The organism is Ruegeria sp. C5, from assembly GCF_056537605.1.
In genome coordinates, this window is sequence record NZ_JBQFRX010000002.1 from 48,369 (window position 1) to 66,985 (window position 18,617).

20 protein-coding genes are annotated in these 18,617 nt (G+C 57.7%); 9 read left to right on the top strand and 11 right to left on the bottom strand.

Annotation, left to right across the window (positions count from 1 at the left end; all coding sequences use genetic code 11):
- The first annotated feature begins 51 nt into the window (after positions 1-51).
- A complete protein-coding gene (locus ACR0AW_RS08175; RefSeq protein WP_170732525.1) occupies positions 52-1,278 on the top strand; it encodes an FAD-dependent monooxygenase in 1,227 nt (408 codons plus the stop codon).
- Here the strand turns inward: ACR0AW_RS08175 and ACR0AW_RS08180 are convergent.
- From ACR0AW_RS08180 to ACR0AW_RS08200, 5 genes are all read right to left on the bottom strand, one after another.
- Entirely contained in the window at positions 1,275-1,460 is a 186-nt protein-coding gene (locus ACR0AW_RS08180) for a Trm112 family protein (protein ID WP_170398842.1), read from the bottom strand. The genes ACR0AW_RS08175 and ACR0AW_RS08180 overlap by 4 nt on opposite strands.
- Complete coding sequence (locus ACR0AW_RS08185) at positions 1,457-2,098, bottom strand: LON peptidase substrate-binding domain-containing protein (protein WP_170398861.1); 642 nt, start codon at positions 2,096-2,098, stop codon at positions 1,457-1,459. Before ACR0AW_RS08185 ends, ACR0AW_RS08180 begins: the two co-directional genes overlap by 4 nt.
- A gap of 27 nt (positions 2,099-2,125) precedes the next feature.
- A complete protein-coding gene (locus ACR0AW_RS08190; protein WP_170732527.1) occupies positions 2,126-3,043 on the bottom strand; it encodes a thioredoxin family protein in 918 nt (305 codons plus the stop codon).
- Between the two features lie 87 nt (positions 3,044-3,130).
- The gene (locus tag ACR0AW_RS08195; protein ID WP_170732529.1) at positions 3,131-3,919 is read right to left on the bottom strand and encodes an exodeoxyribonuclease III; all 789 of its coding nucleotides are present in this window, start codon (positions 3,917-3,919) and stop codon (positions 3,131-3,133) included.
- A 318-nt stretch (positions 3,920-4,237) separates the two neighbouring features.
- A complete protein-coding gene (locus ACR0AW_RS08200; RefSeq protein ID WP_170398869.1) occupies positions 4,238-4,924 on the bottom strand; it encodes a response regulator transcription factor in 687 nt (228 codons plus the stop codon).
- A 161-nt stretch (positions 4,925-5,085) separates the two neighbouring features.
- Here ACR0AW_RS08200 and ribA point away from each other — a divergent pair, with 161 nt between their 5' ends.
- Both ribA and ACR0AW_RS08210 read left to right on the top strand, forming a co-directional pair.
- Complete coding sequence (gene ribA / locus ACR0AW_RS08205) at positions 5,086-6,180, top strand: GTP cyclohydrolase II (RefSeq protein ID WP_170425856.1); 1,095 nt, start codon at positions 5,086-5,088, stop codon at positions 6,178-6,180.
- Positions 6,177-6,677, top strand: a complete 501-nt coding sequence (locus ACR0AW_RS08210) for a L,D-transpeptidase family protein (protein ID WP_170398875.1) — start codon at positions 6,177-6,179, stop codon at positions 6,675-6,677. Before ribA ends, ACR0AW_RS08210 begins: the two co-directional genes overlap by 4 nt.
- Here the strand turns inward: ACR0AW_RS08210 and ACR0AW_RS08215 are convergent.
- Complete coding sequence (locus ACR0AW_RS08215; protein WP_170732531.1) at positions 6,661-7,320, bottom strand: YggS family pyridoxal phosphate-dependent enzyme; 660 nt, start codon at positions 7,318-7,320, stop codon at positions 6,661-6,663. The genes ACR0AW_RS08210 and ACR0AW_RS08215 overlap by 17 nt on opposite strands.
- 101 nt (positions 7,321-7,421) lie before the next feature.
- A complete protein-coding gene (locus ACR0AW_RS08220) occupies positions 7,422-8,429 on the bottom strand; it encodes a porin (RefSeq protein WP_170398881.1) in 1,008 nt (335 codons plus the stop codon).
- Between the two features lie 278 nt (positions 8,430-8,707).
- Between ACR0AW_RS08220 and ACR0AW_RS08225 the strand changes: the two genes are divergently transcribed.
- The 4 genes from ACR0AW_RS08225 to holA all read left to right on the top strand — a co-directional run bounded on the left by ACR0AW_RS08225 (position 8,708) and on the right by holA (position 13,318).
- Positions 8,708-9,190, top strand: coding sequence for a DUF3576 domain-containing protein (locus tag ACR0AW_RS08225; protein ID WP_170398884.1), 483 nt, complete (start codon positions 8,708-8,710; stop codon positions 9,188-9,190).
- Between the two features lie 72 nt (positions 9,191-9,262).
- Positions 9,263-11,815 (top strand): leucine--tRNA ligase, encoded by a 2,553-nt coding sequence (gene leuS / locus ACR0AW_RS08230; RefSeq protein ID WP_170398887.1) that lies wholly within the window; start codon positions 9,263-9,265, stop codon positions 11,813-11,815.
- Complete coding sequence (gene lptE / locus ACR0AW_RS08235; protein WP_170732533.1) at positions 11,802-12,293, top strand: LPS assembly lipoprotein LptE; 492 nt, start codon at positions 11,802-11,804, stop codon at positions 12,291-12,293. Before leuS ends, lptE begins: the two co-directional genes overlap by 14 nt.
- Positions 12,290-13,318 (top strand): DNA polymerase III subunit delta, encoded by a 1,029-nt coding sequence (gene holA / locus ACR0AW_RS08240; RefSeq protein WP_170732534.1) that lies wholly within the window; start codon positions 12,290-12,292, stop codon positions 13,316-13,318. Before lptE ends, holA begins: the two co-directional genes overlap by 4 nt.
- 3 nt (positions 13,319-13,321) lie before the next feature.
- Here holA and ACR0AW_RS08245 read toward each other — a convergent pair whose 3' ends face one another.
- Positions 13,322-14,500, bottom strand: coding sequence for a TIGR03862 family flavoprotein (locus ACR0AW_RS08245; protein ID WP_170732535.1), 1,179 nt, complete (start codon positions 14,498-14,500; stop codon positions 13,322-13,324).
- 44 nt (positions 14,501-14,544) lie between these two features.
- Here ACR0AW_RS08245 and ACR0AW_RS08250 point away from each other — a divergent pair, with 44 nt between their 5' ends.
- Entirely contained in the window at positions 14,545-14,841 is a 297-nt protein-coding gene (locus tag ACR0AW_RS08250; protein ID WP_170406707.1) for an HNH endonuclease, read from the top strand.
- Here ACR0AW_RS08250 and ACR0AW_RS08255 read toward each other — a convergent pair whose 3' ends face one another.
- Genes ACR0AW_RS08255 through ACR0AW_RS08265 form a run of 3 tightly spaced genes read right to left on the bottom strand, consistent with a single transcriptional unit; the run spans position 14,842 to position 16,930 of the window.
- Positions 14,842-15,579, bottom strand: coding sequence for a VOC family protein (locus ACR0AW_RS08255; RefSeq protein WP_170732536.1), 738 nt, complete (start codon positions 15,577-15,579; stop codon positions 14,842-14,844).
- Positions 15,576-16,184 (bottom strand): enoyl-CoA hydratase/isomerase family protein, encoded by a 609-nt coding sequence (locus ACR0AW_RS08260; protein ID WP_170425866.1) that lies wholly within the window; start codon positions 16,182-16,184, stop codon positions 15,576-15,578. Before ACR0AW_RS08260 ends, ACR0AW_RS08255 begins: the two co-directional genes overlap by 4 nt.
- Positions 16,181-16,930: an SDR family oxidoreductase gene (locus tag ACR0AW_RS08265; protein WP_170732537.1), complete on the bottom strand. Its 750-nt coding sequence runs from the start codon at positions 16,928-16,930 to the stop codon at positions 16,181-16,183. Before ACR0AW_RS08265 ends, ACR0AW_RS08260 begins: the two co-directional genes overlap by 4 nt.
- Before the next feature lie 132 nt (positions 16,931-17,062).
- On the opposite strand from ACR0AW_RS08265, the gene ACR0AW_RS08270 reads away from it, so the two are divergent.
- Complete coding sequence (locus ACR0AW_RS08270) at positions 17,063-18,586, top strand: DUF2125 domain-containing protein (RefSeq protein ID WP_170732538.1); 1,524 nt, start codon at positions 17,063-17,065, stop codon at positions 18,584-18,586.
- Positions 18,587-18,617: the final 31 nt, after the last annotated feature.

Below are 18,617 nucleotides of genomic sequence, written 5' to 3' on the forward strand. Positions count from 1 at the left end.
GCGACAGGACCGCACATGGACAATCCCGAAAGGGCGCGCATATTGCAGCACATGGAACACAGATCCGATATCCTGATCGTTGGTGGTGGCCTGAACGGCCCTGCCCTTGCGCTGGCGCTGGCGCAGACCGGGCATTCAGTCACGGTTGTTGACGCTCTGGCAGAGAAAGTGCGCAAGAATGCGGCCTTCGACGGGCGCGCCTATGCGCTTGCATTGGCGTCGCAACGTCTGCTCGACGCGATAGGCGTTTGGGAAAAGGTGGAAGAGCACGCCCAGCCGATGCTGGAGATCAAGGTAACGGATGGCCATGCCGGTGCCGGACCTTCCCCATTCTTCATGCATTTTGATCATGCCGAGATCGAAGAAGGCCCGATGGGCTATATGGTTGAAGATCGCCACCTGCGGCGGGCTTTTCTGGAGGCCATGACCGAACAAGACGGGGTTACCGAAATCAGCGGAAAAACGGTCGTGTCTCAGGACATCTCGGCAAACGGGGCAACGCTGACGCTGGATGACGGGTCCACCTTGTCCGGCAGCCTTCTGGTGGGTTGCGATGGCCGCCGCAGCGGGACCACTATGCGCGCCGGAATCAAGCGAACCGGCTGGGACTATGGCCAGACCGCTCTGGTCTGCGCCATTGAACACGAGCTACCGCATCACGGTATCGCCCATCAGTTCTTCATGCCCCCCGGCCCGTTGGCGATTCTGCCGCTGACCGGGAACCGCAGTTCCATCGTCTGGAGCGAACGCACTGAGACGTCCGCGCAGATCAATGCGCTGCCCGAGGCAGTTTACCTACAAGTTCTGCGCCCGCGCTTTGGCGATTTCCTGGGGGATATCCGCCTGCAGGGTGACCGGTTCACATACCCGTTGAACCTGACCATCGCCAATTCCTTCATCTCGGACCGGTTGGCTTTGGTCGGAGACGCCGCCCATGGCATGCACCCCATCGCCGGGCAAGGCCTGAACGCGGGTCTGCGTGATGTCGGTGCATTGGCCGAGGTTCTGACCCTTGCGGGACGACGTGGCGAGGATATCGGATCAACGCTTGTGCTGGAGCGCTATCAAGAGTGGCGCCGGTTCGACACAGCCTCGCTTGCGATGGCGACTGATGTGTTCAACAAGCTGTTTTCGAACGATAATCCCCTGCTCCGCATAGGTCGGGATATTGGAATGGGTATCGTCGGATCGCTGCCCGGGCTGCGCCGAGGTTTCGTGCGCGAGGCTGCAGGTCTGACCGGAGATCTGCCGAAACTGCTGCAGGGACACCCGATCTAGTCCAGCTCTCGGGCCTCATCCACTAGCATCACTGGAATACCGTTGCGGATTGGAAAGGCCAGAGCGGCGGCTTTTGACACCAGCTCTTGCCGTTCGGCATCATAGTGCAGCGTCGTGTGGGTCTGCGGACAAATCAACGCCTCAAGCATATGGCGGTCAAAGGCGTGTTCGGTATCGCTCATTGCAGTTTTTCCTCATTCGATCCGCCGCGCATGGCGAATTCAATCAATGTCACCAAGGTCTCGCGCCGGGTGCGTAAGCAAGGGGCCTCAAGCAAAGCCTGCTTTTCCTCGGGGTCAAATTCCAGCATCATGGACAAGGAATTGACCAAAAGCTCATCATCGGCATCTTTCATTGTGTCCCAATCGGTGGACAACTGACGGGACGAAAAAAATCGTTCCAACAGCCGCAGGAACCTGTTCCGATCAAAACCGTCATCTACCTCGGCCTTGCCCAGATCACGGTCAAACCCGTCCCAAGACACCGAAACCCGGCGATACGGGGTGAAACTGTCCAACTCTGATTTGACCCTGAACCGCGAGATTCCCGTCAGCGTAATCAGATACCTGCCATCTTCGGTCTCGGAAAACTGGGTGACCCGTCCAGCGCAGCCGATCTGGTGCAGCTTGGTTTCGTCGCCCTGACAGGTATTCGGTTGCACCATCCCGATCAGGCGTTCTTGCGTTTTCAGCGCGTCGTCCAGCATCTGTAGGTAGCGCGGCTCAAAAATATGCAGCGGCAGGCGAGACCGTGGCAGCAGCAGCGCTCCGGGCAAAGGGAAAACGGATACCGTTTCCGGCAAATCGGCAGGATGCATCATGTACCCGAGTTTAGTTCTGATCGGGGATTAGGCAAATATCATCGAGCTGAGCTTGCGCCGCCCGTTCAGAACAATCGGGTCATTGGGCTTGAGCGCATCGAAAATTGTGAAGAGCTGCGCCTTTGCTGCCCCATCATTCCACTCGCGATCGCGGCGGAACAATTCCAACAGTTGAGCCACTGCCTCTTCCACATCGCCATTGGCATGTAGAGCCTGCGCCAGATCAAACCGCGCCTGATGGTTATCAGGCTCGGCTTCAACCGCTGCGGTCAACTCACCCACCGGACCCGCATCTGCAGCCTGTTTGGCCAATTCCAGCTGCGCATGCGCAGCTTCGACCTCGGGCGAGGTGGAAATCTCGGCAGGCGCACCATTGAGGATCGCCTCAGCCTGATCCAGATCCCCCGATGCAATATGCGCGCGCACCAACCCGCCATAAGCGGCAGCGTGATTGGGGTCTTCACCCAGTATGGCGGCAAAAGTCTGTGCCGCGTCTACAGCGGCCCCCTCGGTCAACATTTCTTCGGCAGCTTGCACAGCATCATCTAGTTGACCACCCGGGCTTTCACCGCCTGCGGCTTCGATCACACGATCTATGAAGGCCTTGATCTCGGACCCTGGCAAAGCGCCCTGAAACCCGTCGATCGGTTGGCCTTTGTGAAATGCATAGACCATCGGAATCGACTGGATGCGCAGTTGTCCTGCAATCATCTGCGCTTCGTCCACGTTGATCTTGACCATCTTGACCGCACCCTTGGCAGCGGTCACGGCCTCTTCCAACGCCGGGCCCAGCGTTTTGCAGGGGCCGCACCAAGGCGCCCAGAAGTCAACGATGATCGGCGTCTCTTGTGAGGCTTCGACCACATCGGCCATGAAGGTGGCCTCGGTCCCGTCTTTAATCAGATCAGTGGCTTGGGGGCTGCCTGCGCCGTTCAGAAGGTCCATGGCTTATACTCTCTGGTTCGAACTTGCGCCCTATATGCAGTCCAATGCGGCAGAAACCAAGGGGAGAGTTCGGCGAATTTGCTTCGGTCAGACGTCAAACGTGGCAAATACCGGGGCGTGATCACTGGGTTTATCCCATCCGCGCGCGTCGCGCAGAATGCGACTGGAATGACCCGCGTTCGAGATATCGGGCGTAGCCCAGACATGATCCAGCCTGCGTCCCTTGTCGGCGGCATCCCAATCTCGTGCCCGATAAGACCACCAGCTATAAAGTTGACCACCCGGGATATCCTGCCGGGTTATATCAACCCAGCCACCCGCATCCTGCGTTTCGGCCAGCGTTTCAACTTCGATCGGCGTATGTGAAACCACCTTCAGCAACTGCTTGTGCGACCAGACATCATCTTCGCGGGGCGCAATATTCAGATCGCCCACCAGAATGGACTTTTTCGGCTTTTCCGCATGGAACCAATCGCGCATGTCAGCGAGGTAATCCAGCTTTTGGCCAAACTTCTCGTTCACTTCGCGATCCGGCACGTCGCCCCCAGCGGGGACATAGAAATTATGAATGGTCACGCCATTCTCCAACCGCCCCGCAATGTGTCGCGCATGACCCAGACCCGCGAAATCCTTATCCCCTACTTCCTCAAGCGGAAGGCGCGACAGTATGGCGACGCCGTTATACCCCTTCTGGCCCCGCGCAATCATATGCGTATAGCCCAGCTCGGCGAACCCTTCGGTCGGGATTTTGTCGACCGGCGATTTGCATTCCTGTAGACACAGCACATCCGGTGCCTCTTCCTGCAGCAATTTCAGAACGATAGGCTCGCGCAGGCGGACCGAATTGATGTTCCATGTGGCAAGGGTGAAGGGCATATCCGGGGGTTCCTTTGTCGAAGTTGCCGCAGGTTAGCGCGGCGCCAAGCGAGGTGCCATCGAAAAACAAAGCAATGTTGCCTGACCCGGCGGTGACGGAAACTTGCAAAGTTTCCGGTCCGATTTCATTGAATGAAATCGGATGCCCGGTGCCGATATCGCCCTGCACGATACAGTTGCACCCTACAAAAAAAGCCGGGCCATCAGGCCCGGCAGTCCAACAGGGAGGTGCATGTCATAACCCGGACATGCGCGGGTTGGGAGTAATCTAAAGATACCTAAAGAGTATCACTTTGATCCAAGTCAATCCACCATTAGTCAAGCAACAAGGCGATATCCGCCCGATTCTGTGACCAAAAGGCGCGCATTCGACGGGTCGGGTTCAATCTTCTGACGCAGACGATAGATATGGGTTTCAAGCGTGTGCGTTGTAACGCCTGCGTTGTAACCCCAGACCTCATGCAAAAGAACATCACGTGCAACGACGCCGTCAGTTGATCGATAGAGGAACTTGAGAATGTTGGTCTCTTTCTCGGTCAGACGGATCTTGCGATCATCTTCAGTCATCAGCATCTTCATGGCCGGTTTGAAGGTGTAGGGCCCCAGAACAAAGACCGCATCCTCGGATTGTTCATGCTGGCGCAGTTGGGCCCGAATCCGGGCCAGAAGAACCGGAAATTTGAAAGGCTTGCTGACATAATCGTTTGCGCCAGCATCAAGACCCAGGATCGTGTCAGCGTCGCTGTCGTGCCCGGTCAGCATCAGCACCGGGCTTTTGACGCCCTGCTTGCGCATCAGGCGACACAGCTCACGGCCATCGGTATCCGGCAGGCCGACATCCAGAATCACCAGATCGTATATTGCTTCGCGCGCGCGTTCCATTGCCGACGCGCCATCGGACGCCTCGAACACGTCAAAGTCTTCGGTCATGACAAGTTGCTCGCTGAGCGCTTCGCGCAGGTCTTCGTCGTCATCCACCAGCAGGATTTTCTTGAGCTGAGCCATGTACGGTCCTCCTAAGCCTTTTCCATCACTTGCGTATGAAGAATGCAATCAGCAAGATTTACTGCAGTCGTCTCACGCCCTCGTGTCTGACGCCGAGGAAATGTTTCACATTTTCCAGTGATCGGGGTAGGACAGGGTCTGATCGTTTCAAGGTAAACTGCATGAGTCTCACTCCCGACATCACCGAATTGCTGGCACGGGCGCGGGCTGACCTGCGTATGGGTGTTCCCGTTGTTCTGACCGACGAACTGGGATTTGGAGTACTCGCATTCGCCACCGAGACCCTGAGCCCGCAAAGGTTGGCCGATTTGCGCGGCTTGGGCGGGGATCCCGTTGTCGCCATAACGGTTCGGCGCGCTGAAACACTTAAAGCGCGTGCATATGACGGCGATCTTGCTCGCGTCATGATCCCGGCGGATGCTGGGCTGAGCTGGGTGCAGGCGGTGGCCGACCCGTCCGATGATCTGAACGCCCCGATGAAGGGCCCGCTGATGACCGAACGGCAAGGCAGCGCAAATCTGCACCGGATCGCTATTGCGTTGGCCAAGTCGGCGCACTTGCTTCCGGCCGCCGTCGTCGCCCCTATTCAAGACGGGCGCGAATTTGCGGCAGATCATGGTCTGACCTGCATTGACCATGCCCGGGCCGCGCCACATCTGACAGATCGCAGTGCTCTGCACCCTGTCGTCGCCGCACGCCTGCCGATGGAAGTGTCGGAGGCCGGGCGCCTGCATGTATTCCGCCCCGAAGATGGTGGAGAGGAACACTATGCGGTTGAAATCGGTCGCCCCGACCGCGACAAGCCCGTCCTCGCGCGGCTGCATTCGGCCTGTTTCACTGGCGATCTCATGGGCAGCCTGAAATGTGACTGTGGCCCGCAACTGCGCGGGGCCTTGGCCCAGATGGGGGACGAGGGTGCGGGTGTCCTGCTCTATCTGAATCAGGAAGGACGTGGGATCGGGCTCGCCAACAAAATGCGCGCCTATTTTCTTCAGGATCAGGGATTTGACACAGTCGAGGCCAATCACCGGCTTGGATTCGAAGACGATGAACGGGATTTCAGGCTCGGCTCGGATATCCTGAAATCGCTGGGCTTCAATTCGGTCCGTCTACTGACCAACAACCCTGCAAAAATCGCGATGATGGAACGCACAGGTATCGCCGTCACCGAACGTGTTCCGTTGAAAGTAGGTGAAACAGATTTCAACCGCGCGTATCTGGCGACCAAAGCGGCAAAGTCAGGCCACCTGCTGTGACACCAAGCGATCTGGTTCTTACACCACGTGGCATTCGGTTTCTCGGGCAGCTGTTCCCCTGCGCTATAGGCAAAGGGGGCTTGAGCCCAACCAAGCAGGAAGGTGACGGAACAACACCAACAGGTGTGCATCACATTGTGGGTATGCTCTATCGCGCAGACCGAATGCCAAGGCCGGCGCATTGGGCACGACCGATCGGACCGCGCGATTTATGGTCAGACGACGTAGAGGACGATGCGTATAACCATTTGGTGCGGGCGCCTCATGATTTCAGTCACGAAAAACTGCGTCGCCCAGATCCGCTTTATGACCTGATCTTGATAACCGATTGGAACTATCCCAATTCAGAACCCAGCCGGGGATCGGCCATCTTCCTGCATCAATGGCGACGCCCACGGTTTCCGACCGAAGGCTGCATCGCATTCAGGCGCGACCACCTACGTTGGATTGCCCAAAAAATCACGCCGGGCACACGGCTGATCATCCCTGAGGCTTAACCCGCGCCCCGAATATGGCAGACCCAATACGGACGTGTGTGGCACCCAAGGCGATTGCCGATTCAAAATCACTGCTCATTCCCATCGACAAACCCTCCAGCCCATTCCGCTCTGCGATTTTTGCTAATAGCGCGAAGTGCAGCGCGGGCTCCTCTTCAACCGGTGGAATGCACATCAAACCTCGGACGGGCAGGTCCATGCCGCGGCATTCTGCAATGAACGCATCAGCATCGTGTGGAAGAGTACCGGCCTTCTGATCCTCTTCGCCTGTGTTGATCTGTATAAAAAGATCGGAGCACTTACCCATTTCTTGTGCCAATCGCGCCAATGTTTTGGCGAGCTTTGGTCGATCAACTGAATGGATGGCATTGCAAAGATCAATCGCCTGCCGTGCCTTGTTTGTTTGCAATGGACCGATCAGATGCAGATCGATGTCCGGAAAACTCTCGCGAAATGCAGGCCATTTGCCAGCGGCTTCCTGCACACGGTTTTCTCCGAAACACCGGTGGCCCTGCTTCAATACGGCTTCGACCCGGTCGTTAGGTTGCACCTTGGAAACTGCGATTAATTGCACCGAGCCTTCGGCGCGTCCTGCCGCAGATTCAGCTTTGGCTATTCGATCGGTGATTTCTTGCAGCGACATGGGTCCCTCATTCTGCGTTTGCAGCAGCAAAACACCATGTGGCGGCAAAAGAAAAGGGCAGGTCCGAAGACCTGCCCTTGAACCTTGTGGTTCAGATCAACTTAGAAGTTGAACTGAGCACCAAAGTCGGCACGCAGCTGGCTGTCGCCGTCGCCACGCTTCTGGTTGCCGATACCACCGCGCAGCGATGCACCGCCACCTAGGTCGTAGATGGCACCGATGCCGTACTGCTGCAGATCGTCGTCTGCCGAACCGTCACCGTAAGCGAAGGTCAGAGTGGTTGCCGCGCCCAGGTTGTAGGCTGCCGACAGACCGTATGCGGTGCCGTTGCGGTCATCGTTTGCAACGTCATCGTCTGCGACGAACAGAGTACCGGAGAAGTCACCGAATTCTGCACCCAGGGTCAGAACGGTCAGGCTCTGCTTGTCGGCGTCGCCCAGACCGCTGGTCTGACCGTAGGCCAGAGCGGCAGTTACGTTACCGAAGGTGTAGGTCGCGCTGATGTCCCAGCGGTCTGCATCATCAGTGTCCGCACCCGCAACAGCTTCGTCAGCAAATGTGCGCTGGTCATACGACGCGCCGAAGGCGAAGTCGCCAACTGCGTACTGGAAGAACACAGCGTTTGCGCCCGAACCGGTCGACGAATACGCCAGGAAGTCATAGTCGACGCCCGAGTACTGACCAATGAAGCTTTCCAGGCCAGGCTCGTTACCGTAGTAGTTTGCCAAGTTGTCGAACGAACCGGCTACGTTACCGGCGTCAACACGCAGACCACCGAAGATGACCGAGAAGCGTGCGCCGTTCAGGCCAGCGGAGTTTGCTTCGCCGTTGCCGGCATCTTCGTCTGCCTGCAGACGAACACGGCCTTCAAAGCGAACGCCACCGTCAGTTTCAACGATTCCGTCGATGTTCAGACGGAAGCGCGAGACCAGGATGGTTTCGTCGGTTTCTACGCCGGTCGCTTCACCACCACCAATTGCGTCAACGGTACCTGTACGGTCTTCCAGGTATCCCAGACCAAAGCGGCCGTAACCGCTGAACTTTACTTCGGCCGCTGCAACACTTGCGGTTGCAATCAGTGCGGTCGTTGCGAAGAGAACTTTTTTCATCTTGTTTCCCTCGGTTTCAAAGATTTTCTACTCGACACATGCAAAGCACGCGTCTCAGCACGGACACCGTTTCGCTTTTTTTGCCCCCGTTGCGCAAGCTTGGCATAAACGCAAAGACGTCATTCGGCCCAAATTGGTGCAAGGATGCCACAGTCGAATTCAACGGATCGTGCGGTTCGCGCGAGTCGATCATAAAAGAATAGGGTTGTTGCTGTACGGGTCCTTGTCTAGGAGTATCACTCGACAGAGCAAAACAAGTGACACGGGACCTTCCAACGATGCGCCGTATTACGATTCCAGGTTTGATCATGGTAACGGCTGCCTTATCAGCCTGCGGAGGGCCACCGCCTGGCGATGCAAGTGTGTTGACCGCTGATGGCAGCTCGACAGAGGAACGCGAACTGAATGACCCGAATCGTTCGACGATCTGGGACGTATTCGGCCCGAACACCTCAGAGCAGGTCACTCAGGTAAATCGCTATCTGTGGGCCGCATCGCTGGATGTACTGAATTTCTTGCCGATCCAAGAGGTCGATCCGTTTACCGGAGTGATCGTAACGGGTTATGGCACACCGCCCGGCGGCGGGCGTTCCTATCGCGCGACAGTTCACATCAGTGATCCTGCCCTGGAAGCGCGTTCCTTGTCCGTAGCTCTTCAGACCAGTGGCGGTTCTCCGGTCAGCGCTGCAACGTCGCGCGCCGTCGAAGATGCGATCCTGTCTCGCGCGCGTCAGCTACGCATTGCGGACAACAAGTTCTAGAAACCCGACAAAAATCACACTATTACCACGCCGGGTTCCTACCCGGCGTTTTCATTCACGAAGGACCGCATGATGTCGCGCTACTCGGCCAACGAAATCGAAGCAAAATGGCAGGAGGCCTGGGACAAGGCCGGAATCTTCACCGCCAATCACAAGGCGGACAAGCCGAAATACTATGTGCTTGAGATGTTCCCCTACCCGTCTGGCCGTATCCACATGGGGCATGTACGCAACTACACGATGGGTGACGTGATCGCCCGCCACAAGCTCGCAACCGGTCATAACGTGCTGCACCCGATGGGCTGGGACGCGTTCGGGATGCCTGCGGAAAACGCCGCAATGGCCAGTGGTGGCCACCCCAAAGATTGGACCTACGGCAATATCGCCGACATGCGCGGACAGATGAAGCCGCTGGGCCTGTCGATCGACTGGTCTCGTGAATTCGCCACCTGTGATCCGGAATACTACGGCCAGCAGCAGGCTTTGTTCCTGGATATGCTCGAGGCCGGTCTGGTTTATCGCAAGAACGCCGTGGTTAACTGGGACCCGGTCGATATGACCGTTTTGGCCAATGAACAGGTAGAAAACGGCCGTGGCTGGCGTTCAGGCGCCTTGGTTGAGCGTCGCGAGTTGACTCAGTGGTTTTTCAAGATTTCCGATTATTCCGAGGAACTGCTCGACGCGCTGGATACGCTGGATAACTGGCCCGCCAAGGTACGCCTGATGCAAGAGAACTGGATCGGCAAGTCCCGTGGCCTGCAATTCGGGTTCGAACGCACCGATGGAGGTGAGCCGATCACCGTCTACACGACACGGCCCGATACGCTGATGGGCGCGTCGTTTGTTGGCATCTCGCCCGATCATCCGATTGCCAAGCAGCTTGAGGCAGAAAACCCGAAAGTCGCTGAATTCGTTGCCGAATGCCGCAAGGGCGGCACCACTGAAGAGGCGATCGAAACCGCCGAAAAGCTGGGTTATGACACCGGCATACGTGTAAAACATCCACTCGACCCCAGCTGGGAGCTGCCGGTCTGGATCGCCAACTTTATCCTGATGGACTATGGCACCGGCGCCATTTTTGCCTGCCCAGCTCATGATCAACGTGACCTCGATTTCTGTCGCAAATACGGCCTGCCTGTGGTCGACACATTCTTTGCACTGGATGATGACACTCCGGTCGACAAGATCGCGTTTGTTCCGCCGAAAACCGAGAAAGTCCGCTGGGTGAATCATTTTGCGGGTCTCACCGAGGCAACGGGTGACGAGGCCATCAATGCCACCGTTGATTTCGCCGAAAAGGCCGGTTGGGGTGAAGGTGTTACCAAATACCGCCTGCGCGATTGGGGGCTCAGCCGCCAGCGCTATTGGGGCTGCCCGATTCCTGTTGTGCATTGTGATCAATGCGGCACGGTCCCCGAGAAGAAAGATAATCTGCCGATCGAGCTGCCTTATGATGACGGCAACAGCAAACCCATAGATTTTTCGATCCCCGGCAACCCGCTGGACCGCCACCCCAGCTGGCGCGACACCCCTTGCCCTTCCTGCGGCGCTCCAGCCAAGCGGGAAACTGACACGATGGACACATTTGTCGATTCGTCGTGGTACTTCGCCCGTTTCACCGCTCCACGCGCGGAAACGCCCACCGATCTTGCCGAAGCCGAGTATTGGATGAATGTCGACCAATATATCGGTGGTATTGAGCATGCGATTCTGCACCTGCTCTATTCGCGCTTCTTCGCGCGGGCGATGAACATCACTGGTCATTTGCCGAAGAAAGCGATTGAGCCGTTCAACGCGCTGTTCACTCAAGGCATGGTGACTCATGAAATTTATCAAACACGCGACGCCAACGGTCGCCCGGTCTATCACCTGCCCGAAGACGTGACCGACGGCAAGCTGACCGACGGCACCGAGGTTGAAATCATCCCCTCAGCCAAAATGTCCAAGTCGAAAAAGAACGTCGTCGATCCGGTCAGCATCATCTCGGCCTTTGGTGCGGATACTGCGCGCTGGTTTGTTCTGTCCGACTCCCCACCTGAGCGCGACGTGGAATGGACCGCGTCGGGCGCCGAAGCCGCGTTCAAACATCTCAGCCGCGTGCACCGCATCGCCGCAGAAATCGCAGAATCGGACTTGCCGGCCACAGCAGATGACGAAACGCTGCTACGTGAGATGCACAAAGCCATTCATGACGTATCGGGCGGGGTCGAATCCTTTGGCTTTAACGCATCTATCGCAAAGCTTTATGCATTCACCAACACGCTTGCCAAATCCAAAGCGGGCTCTGCAGTCAAGCGCGAGGCAGCCAAGACACTAGCGCAGCTGATGTCGCCGATGACGCCACACTTGTCCGAAGAACTTTGGCAGATGCTGGGCGGCGAAGGCCTGGTTGCAACCGCGCCCTGGCCCATCGCGGATGAGACGATGCTGATCGATGACACCATAACCCTACCGATTCAGATCAACGGCAAGCGTCGGGCCGAGATCAGCGTAGCCAAAGATCTGGATAAAGCAGAGGTTGAAAAAATCGCCCTCAGCACCGAAGCTGTGCAAAAGGCGCTGGATGGCGCTGCACCGAAGAAAGTGATCGTTGTTCCGGGCCGGATCGTTAATGTCGTCGTTTGATCGTAGAACCCTGTTGTTGATGCCGCTGGCGCTCGCCGCTTGCGGGTTCGAGCCGGTTTATGCGCCCGGAGGATCAGGCTCGGCCTTGGATGGCAAGGTCGAGGTGTCAGCGCCGAATACCGTCGAAAGCTTTCTGCTTGTCCAGAATCTGGAACGCAAATTAGGTCGAAGCGCGACCTCGGGCAACGAATACAAGCTGGATGTGGGGGTTTCGACGGTCACCCGCAGGGCCTCGATCACCACAGCGAATGAAACCAATCGCTATACGATCGACGGGAATGCGACTTACGCGCTGAAATCCAACGCAACCGGGCAAGTCATTGCCTCGGGCAACGTTACCGAGTTTGTCGGTTATTCTGCTGCAGGCTCGACCGTGTCTACACTGGCAGATGAGCGTGATGCGACCGAGCGGCTGATGGTGATTCTAGCCGATCAGATCGTGAACCGCCTTTACGCCACGCCGGGCCTGTCCACATGAAGTTGAGCCCGCGTGAGGCTGAAGGGTATTTTTCCAAGCCGGACGCGGACAAAGCCGGATTGCTGATCTACGGGGCGGACGCGATGCGCGTTGCGTTGAAGCGCCAACAGGTGCTGGCGGCTTTGCTGGGACCTGGCGCCGAAGAGGAAATGCGCCTGACCCGCATTCCCGGAAGCGATCTACGCAGCGATCCGGCCCTGTTGCTGGACGCGGTCAAGGCTGTCGGATTTTTCCCCGGTCCCCGCGCGGTGTTTGTTGAAGACGCCACCGATGTCGCAGCGCCTGCGATTCTCACAGCCCTTGAAGACTGGGATCATGGCGATGCACAGATCATCGTGACGGCCGGGCAGCTCAAACCCAGCTCGAAAATCCGCAAAGCATTCGAAGCGAACCCTGCCGCATACGCTGTTGGCATCTACGATGACCCGCCCTCGCGCGCCGAGGTGGAGCGCATTCTGGCGCAAGCCGGATTGAAGAATATTCCGCGCGATTCGATGTCGACGCTAAGCGAACTTGCAATGGCGCTCAGCCCTGGTGATTTCACTCAATCAGTTGACAAACTGTCGCTTTACAAACGCGGTGACGCCGGTGAACTGACGATTGAAGACATTGAAGCCTGTGCGCCGCGGTCGACCGAGGCGGCGCTGGATGATGTATTGAACGTCGTTGCCGAGGGCCGAGCACAGGAAATCGGCCCCCTTATCCGACGCCTGCAGGCGCAGGGCACCAACGGGGTCACCTTGTGTATTGGGGCGACGCGGCATTTCCGAACGCTCTATGCCTGCGCATCCGACCCTGGAGGCGCGGCGCAGGGTATCGGCAAGCTGCGCCCTCCGGTCTATGGCAAACGACGTGACCGGATCCTGAGGCAAGCTCAGGGATGGGGGGCGCCCAAGCTGCAGACCGCTTTAACCGTCCTTACAGATACGGACCTATCCTTGCGCTCGGCAGGTCAAACCGCACCTGCGATGGCACTGGTAGAGCGTGCCATGATCCGTCTGGCGATGCTGGCCCGATCGGGTTAAGGCCTAGCGCGCCAACCACGTTGCCGCCGACTGACCGGCCCAACGTCCCGTCGCCAGACAGGCGGTCAGAAGATAACCACCGGTCGGGGCTTCCCAATCCAGCATCTCGCCTGCGCAAAAAACGCCCGGACATGCAATCAGCATCAAACCGCTGTCCACGGCACCCGATGCTACCCCGCCAGCGGTTGAGATCGCCTCATCCATCGGGCGTAACCCAGCATACCTGATGGGCAGGTTTTTCAGCGCACCGATCCATTGCGTTTGCTTCAATGCGCGGCCCTTAGTCATTTCGTGGAACAAAGCGACCTTTTGCGGAGACAGACGCAGACCATTCTTCAACCAATGCGAAAGCGTTGCCTTTGATTTCTTCGCGCCCAATCGCGCCTGCATCCCTTCAGCCGTCACATCCGGGACCAGATCAACAAACAGCGGCGCCCCCATCCGCAGCGCAGGGGTCAGGGCATACATACCGCCACCTTCCAGGCCTTTTGCGGAAATAGTGGCCTCACCACGGCTATCCAGATCGCCCGCCATCCACCGCACCGACTTGAGCGCCGCGCCAAAATGTGGCTGCATATAGGGGCTCCAATCGACTGACAGAGCGGCGTTAGCCGGTGCAAACGGTGTTAGATCAACTCCGCTGTCCGCAAGCCACTGGGCCCAAGCCCCATCCGAACCCAACCGCGCCCAGCTGGCACCCCCCAATGCCAAAACCGTCGCGTCGGGCGAGCAAAACTGCATGCCATCTGGCGTCTCAAAAGCCAACGCGCCACCTTGCCATCCCTGCCAGCACCAGCGTGTCCTGATCTGAACACCGGTCTGATCCAATCTGGCCAGCCAGGCCCGCAGCAATGGTGAGGCCTTCATGGCTTTCGGAAACACCCGCCCGGTGGAGCCCGTGAACATCTCTTGCCCAAGATCACCGGCCCAAGCCTTCACCGCCTGTGCGTCAAACGATTGTATCATCGGATGCAACCAATCCTTCGCATCCCCGTATGCGCCCATAAGCATGTCAAAAGGCTCATCCTTGGTCAGGTTCAGGCCGGACTTCCCCGCCATCAGGAATTTACGCGCGACAGACGGCTTGGCTTCGGCCACTACAACCTCGTGCCCGGCGGCGGCAAGCTGTTCGGCGGCCATTAGCCCCGCTGGCCCTGCCCCGATGACCATGGTTTGCGCCATTGTGTCCCTCTTGCCCTGTACACGCATCAGCGCGAAGTTAGGTCATGGCAAATTCCGATCCGATCTGCCCGCTCTGCAACCGTCCGATCCCCGAAGGTGGTGGAAGCCTGCACCATCTGATCCCAAAGCTTAAGGGAGGCAAGGGCGGGCCCACCGTTTTGTTGCATCAGATATGCCACAAAGAGATCCACGCGACACTGACCGAGGCCGAACTGGCGCGTGACTTTCACACCGTCGATGCACTGCGCAAACATCCGAGGCTTGAGAAGTTCCTGAATTGGGTGCGCAAACGCCCGCCGGGGTTTCGCTCAAAAGTGCCGGGCAAACGACGCGGGCGATGATCAGGCAGGAAGCCAGGGATCGCCGAATGCATCCTTTTGCGGGTCAGCCAGCCCTTCAATTTCGATCCCGAGATAGTCCGGCACCGGTGCAAACCGGGCATTTGGGATGTGTTGGTATTCCAACGTGGTATATGGGCGCTTCCACAGCCATTCGCGGTTCTCAACCGCCCAGAGGTCGGGATTGAGCGGTTTGTCAGCAGTGAACGCGTAGAAATGCAGATCGAACCCGTGAGGTTCGACATCCTGCAAAGACAGCAATGACATTCCCATGGATCGGCAGAACGCATCTTCGGCAGCGATATCACCGGTTCGCAAAGTGATCTGACCAATACAGGCCTTGGCAAATGGGGCGTCCGCGCTGGCGGCATTTTCGGGCCGGTTGCCCTCGAAATCCTGCTGAAGCAGTTCAATGGCAAACCCTTCGGGGTCATTCAGATGGCACACATAGCCGATATCCAGAAACTGCCGCGGCGCGCTGACCGGGATACCCTTCTGGCGCAGGTGTTCTGCGGCAAGATCAACATCCGGCAACGTGATCCCGATCTTCCAATACCGCTGCCCCGGATCATGGCGGTAACCCCCGCCGCCCGGCATCAGCAACAGATCGGCATCCTGACCGGAATATCCAAGACGACGATTGGCGCCTTCAACCCTGACAGACATGCCAAGCGCATCACGATAAAACGCCGCCAACGCATCCGGGTCCGCCACCCGCAATCGGAGCGCGGCCAACCTCATGGGCACAATCCGGCTATGCCCGCAGCAACCGACGGATCTGCGGACAGGCTGTCGGCTACAAGTTCTTGTGCAGTTGGTATCAAATGTTCGGGCTCAACCACCCGATCAACCAGCCCAAAGCTATAAGCTTCTTCTGCAGAAATCTTCTGTCCCGCCATCAGTATGAGTCGGGTTCTGGCCGGACCGATCAACTCTGCCATCCGCTTGGGATCCGAGGGCTGCGGCAAGAATCCCAGCTTCATGACCGGGTAAAAGAACTTGGCCGAGGGCACTGCGATACGCAGGTCACAGGCCAGCACCATACCGTTGGCTCCACCGGCCAAAGTGCCGTTGAGCGCGGCCACCGTCAGGCAGGGCAAGGCGGCAATGGCACCCGACAACCTCTCCCAAAGATCGGATGTCGCAAGGCCCGCCCGCGCTTCTTCAAGATCGGCGCCCGCACTGAAGACCCGGCCCGCCCCCGTCAGGATCAATGCACGTGCCTCGGTTGCCGCCTCTGCGATGCGTACCAATTCGCTAAGCATCGCTGAGGTCAGCGCATTGGCCTTATCCGGATTGTTCAACGTGACGGTCCACAGCCCATTATCCTGTGTCAGTTCGATCACGTCAGCCCAACCCTTTTTCGGATGTCTTCGTTGCGCAGCGATATCTCGGTCCCCAAGAACTCATCCGCATCTGCCGAGCACATCCACATCAACGCCCGCGCGGGCCAGTCTGCGGGGATGTGATCGTCCCAATCCAGCTGACTTACTGGATTGATTCCGCTGGCCTTGATCACCCGCTGCATATCTGTGGCCACAGTTCCCGGGGACAGGCCCATTGCGCGAATACCGTGATGCGCCTCTTCCAGATGCAGGCATTCGGTCAGCATCTTGGCCCCGGCTTTTGATGCGCAATAGTGGCTCCAGGCTTCGACCGGGTTCGACGCGGCACCGGACGAGACTGTCAGAACGGTCCCGCCGCCTGCTGCCCGCATGATGGGCAGGACGGCACGCATTCCATAAAAGACACCCTTCAAGTTGATGTCGATTGCTTGGCTCCAGGCCCGGGTGTCGGCATTCGAAAGATGAAAGATCGGATCAATGACGCCCGCGTTCCCGATTAGCACATCCAGCTTGCCGAACCGGTCGATGCAATCGGCAACTGTCTGTTCGACCTGGGAAAAATCGCTGACATCGCAGGCCAGCGCCATGGCATTTTCACCCAATGCCGCAGCCAGAGCGTCAATCTGATCGCGGCTGCGTGCGACCAAGGCCACATTGGCCCCAGCTGCGGTAAAAACGCGCCCGGCTTCCGCTCCAATGCCTCGGCTTGCCCCTGTGATCAGTACCGTTTTCCCTTGCATATGCATCGTTTAAATCCCTGCATTTGAAATTGTCTTAACTCGTACCCTGCAAATGGGGAATTGGTCCACCCCTTCCCCCTTGACGCTGGCCGCTACAGGCACGACCATGCCGGCAAATTGATCAAGAAGGGTTCTCTTATGACTGTTTTCCTTCGCCGTAGCTGCGGTGCAGCTTTGGCCTATGCTGTTGCAACCAACGGCGCCTTTGCAGATGTTACCGCCAATGATGTCTGGGCCGATTGGCAGGCTTATCTGGGCGGCATGGGCTATGACGTCACTGGCGATCAGAGCGTTTCCGGCAACGTCACCACCATCGCGAACATGACGATGGCCATGGCCATTCCGGACACCGAAGGCACCTTCGACATGGTCATCCCCGAGATGACGTTGACCGAAAATGGCGACGGTACAGTCAATATCGGCTTTCCTGCCAGCTTCCCGATGACAATTTCGGGTGAAGCCGAGGGCGAGACATTTTCGGCTGATCTGATGTACGCTCACGACGCCTTGGAAATGGTCGTTTCGGGTACCCCCGAAAACATGACATATGACTATACGGCGAACAGCCTGACTCTGTCGATGGACTCGATGGAGTTTGATGGCGAAACCGTATCCAGCGACGTGTTTGCCTTGAACGTTCAGATGAACGAAATCGCAGGCACATCGCAGATGCAGATCGGCGAGATGCGCGATATCGCGCAGCAGTTCACGGCCAGCAGCCTGTCCTATGATGTGGCCTTCAACGAGCCCGAAAGTGAAGACACGGGCCGGATCAGCGGTAAATTAGATGGTTTGAAATTTGATGGCGATACAATCATTCCACCCGGTATGGATGTCGCCAACATTGAAGACATCTACAAGGCCGGGTTCGCCGCTTCAGGTACATTCACATACGCCTCGGGCAGCACCGAAATGGCAGGCACTGCCGAGGGTGAGCCATTCTCGCTCAGCAGCAGTTCCGAAGGAGGCAGCTTTACCGGCAGCATCGATGCACAGCGCCTTGTCTACGATCTTGCGCAGAACAGCACCAAACTAGCCGTCACCACGTCGGATCTGCCTTTTCCAATCGAAATCGCGATGGCAAATGCAGGACTGAAATTCGAGCTTCCGGTGCAGGCCTCGGAAGAAATCCAGCCATTTGGGTTTGGCATGAACCTGACGGATTTCACCATGTCCGACGTATTGTGGAGCATGTTCGACCCTGCTAGTGCGCTGCCGCGCGATCCGGCGACCATCGCGTTGGATGCAACCGGCACCGCCAAAGTTCTGGTCGATTTCATGGACCCGGAAGCCGTCGAAGAGCTTGAGACATCTGATATCGTTCCGGGCGAACTGCATTCGCTGAAGATCAACAAGCTTCTCGTATCATTGGTCGGAGCCCAATTGAGCGGTGATGGCGACTTTGCGTTCGACAACTCCAACACGGAAGAGTTTGATGGCCTGCCTGCCCCGTCAGGTGTTGCCAACTTGAAACTTGTTGGGGCCAACGCTCTGCTGGACAAGCTGATCGGCATGGGCTTTGTGTCGGAAAACGACGCGCTGGGCGCGCGTATGATGATGGGTCTGATGGCTGTTCCGGGTGAAGAACCGGACACGTTGAACTCGAAAATCGAGTTTACCGAGGATGGACAGATCCTGGCCAACGGTCAGCGTATCAAGTGACAAACAAATTGGGAAAGGCCGCTGCGCTGGC

What these genes read in the sequence shown, in the direction of transcription:
- leuS (WP_170398887.1), top strand. Translation starts at nt 9,263, where the DNA reads ATGTCGCGCTACTCGGCCAACGAAATCGAAGCAAAATGGCAGGAGGCC.
- ACR0AW_RS08245 (WP_170732535.1), bottom strand. Translation starts at nt 14,500, where the DNA reads ATGGCGCAAACCATGGTCATCGGGGCAGGGCCAGCGGGGCTAATGGCC.
- ACR0AW_RS08265 (WP_170732537.1), bottom strand. Translation starts at nt 16,930, where the DNA reads ATGCATATGCAAGGGAAAACGGTACTGATCACAGGGGCAAGCCGAGGC.
- ACR0AW_RS08190 (WP_170732527.1), bottom strand. Translation starts at nt 3,043, where the DNA reads ATGGACCTTCTGAACGGCGCAGGCAGCCCCCAAGCCACTGATCTGATT.
- holA (WP_170732534.1), top strand. Translation starts at nt 12,290, where the DNA reads ATGAAGTTGAGCCCGCGTGAGGCTGAAGGGTATTTTTCCAAGCCGGAC.
- ACR0AW_RS08215 (WP_170732531.1), bottom strand. Translation starts at nt 7,320, where the DNA reads ATGTCGCTGCAAGAAATCACCGATCGAATAGCCAAAGCTGAATCTGCG.
- ACR0AW_RS08200 (WP_170398869.1), bottom strand. Translation starts at nt 4,924, where the DNA reads ATGGCTCAGCTCAAGAAAATCCTGCTGGTGGATGACGACGAAGACCTG.
- ACR0AW_RS08220 (WP_170398881.1), bottom strand. Translation starts at nt 8,429, where the DNA reads ATGAAAAAAGTTCTCTTCGCAACGACCGCACTGATTGCAACCGCAAGT.
- ACR0AW_RS08270 (WP_170732538.1), top strand. Translation starts at nt 17,063, where the DNA reads ATGACTGTTTTCCTTCGCCGTAGCTGCGGTGCAGCTTTGGCCTATGCT.
- ACR0AW_RS08225 (WP_170398884.1), top strand. Translation starts at nt 8,708, where the DNA reads ATGCGCCGTATTACGATTCCAGGTTTGATCATGGTAACGGCTGCCTTA.
- lptE (WP_170732533.1), top strand. Translation starts at nt 11,802, where the DNA reads ATGTCGTCGTTTGATCGTAGAACCCTGTTGTTGATGCCGCTGGCGCTC.
- ACR0AW_RS08250 (WP_170406707.1), top strand. Translation starts at nt 14,545, where the DNA reads ATGGCAAATTCCGATCCGATCTGCCCGCTCTGCAACCGTCCGATCCCC.
- ACR0AW_RS08255 (WP_170732536.1), bottom strand. Translation starts at nt 15,579, where the DNA reads ATGAGGTTGGCCGCGCTCCGATTGCGGGTGGCGGACCCGGATGCGTTG.
- ACR0AW_RS08175 (WP_170732525.1), top strand. Translation starts at nt 52, where the DNA reads ATGGAACACAGATCCGATATCCTGATCGTTGGTGGTGGCCTGAACGGC.
- ribA (WP_170425856.1), top strand. Translation starts at nt 5,086, where the DNA reads ATGAGTCTCACTCCCGACATCACCGAATTGCTGGCACGGGCGCGGGCT.
- ACR0AW_RS08185 (WP_170398861.1), bottom strand. Translation starts at nt 2,098, where the DNA reads ATGATGCATCCTGCCGATTTGCCGGAAACGGTATCCGTTTTCCCTTTG.
- ACR0AW_RS08195 (WP_170732529.1), bottom strand. Translation starts at nt 3,919, where the DNA reads ATGCCCTTCACCCTTGCCACATGGAACATCAATTCGGTCCGCCTGCGC.
- ACR0AW_RS08180 (WP_170398842.1), bottom strand. Translation starts at nt 1,460, where the DNA reads ATGAGCGATACCGAACACGCCTTTGACCGCCATATGCTTGAGGCGTTG.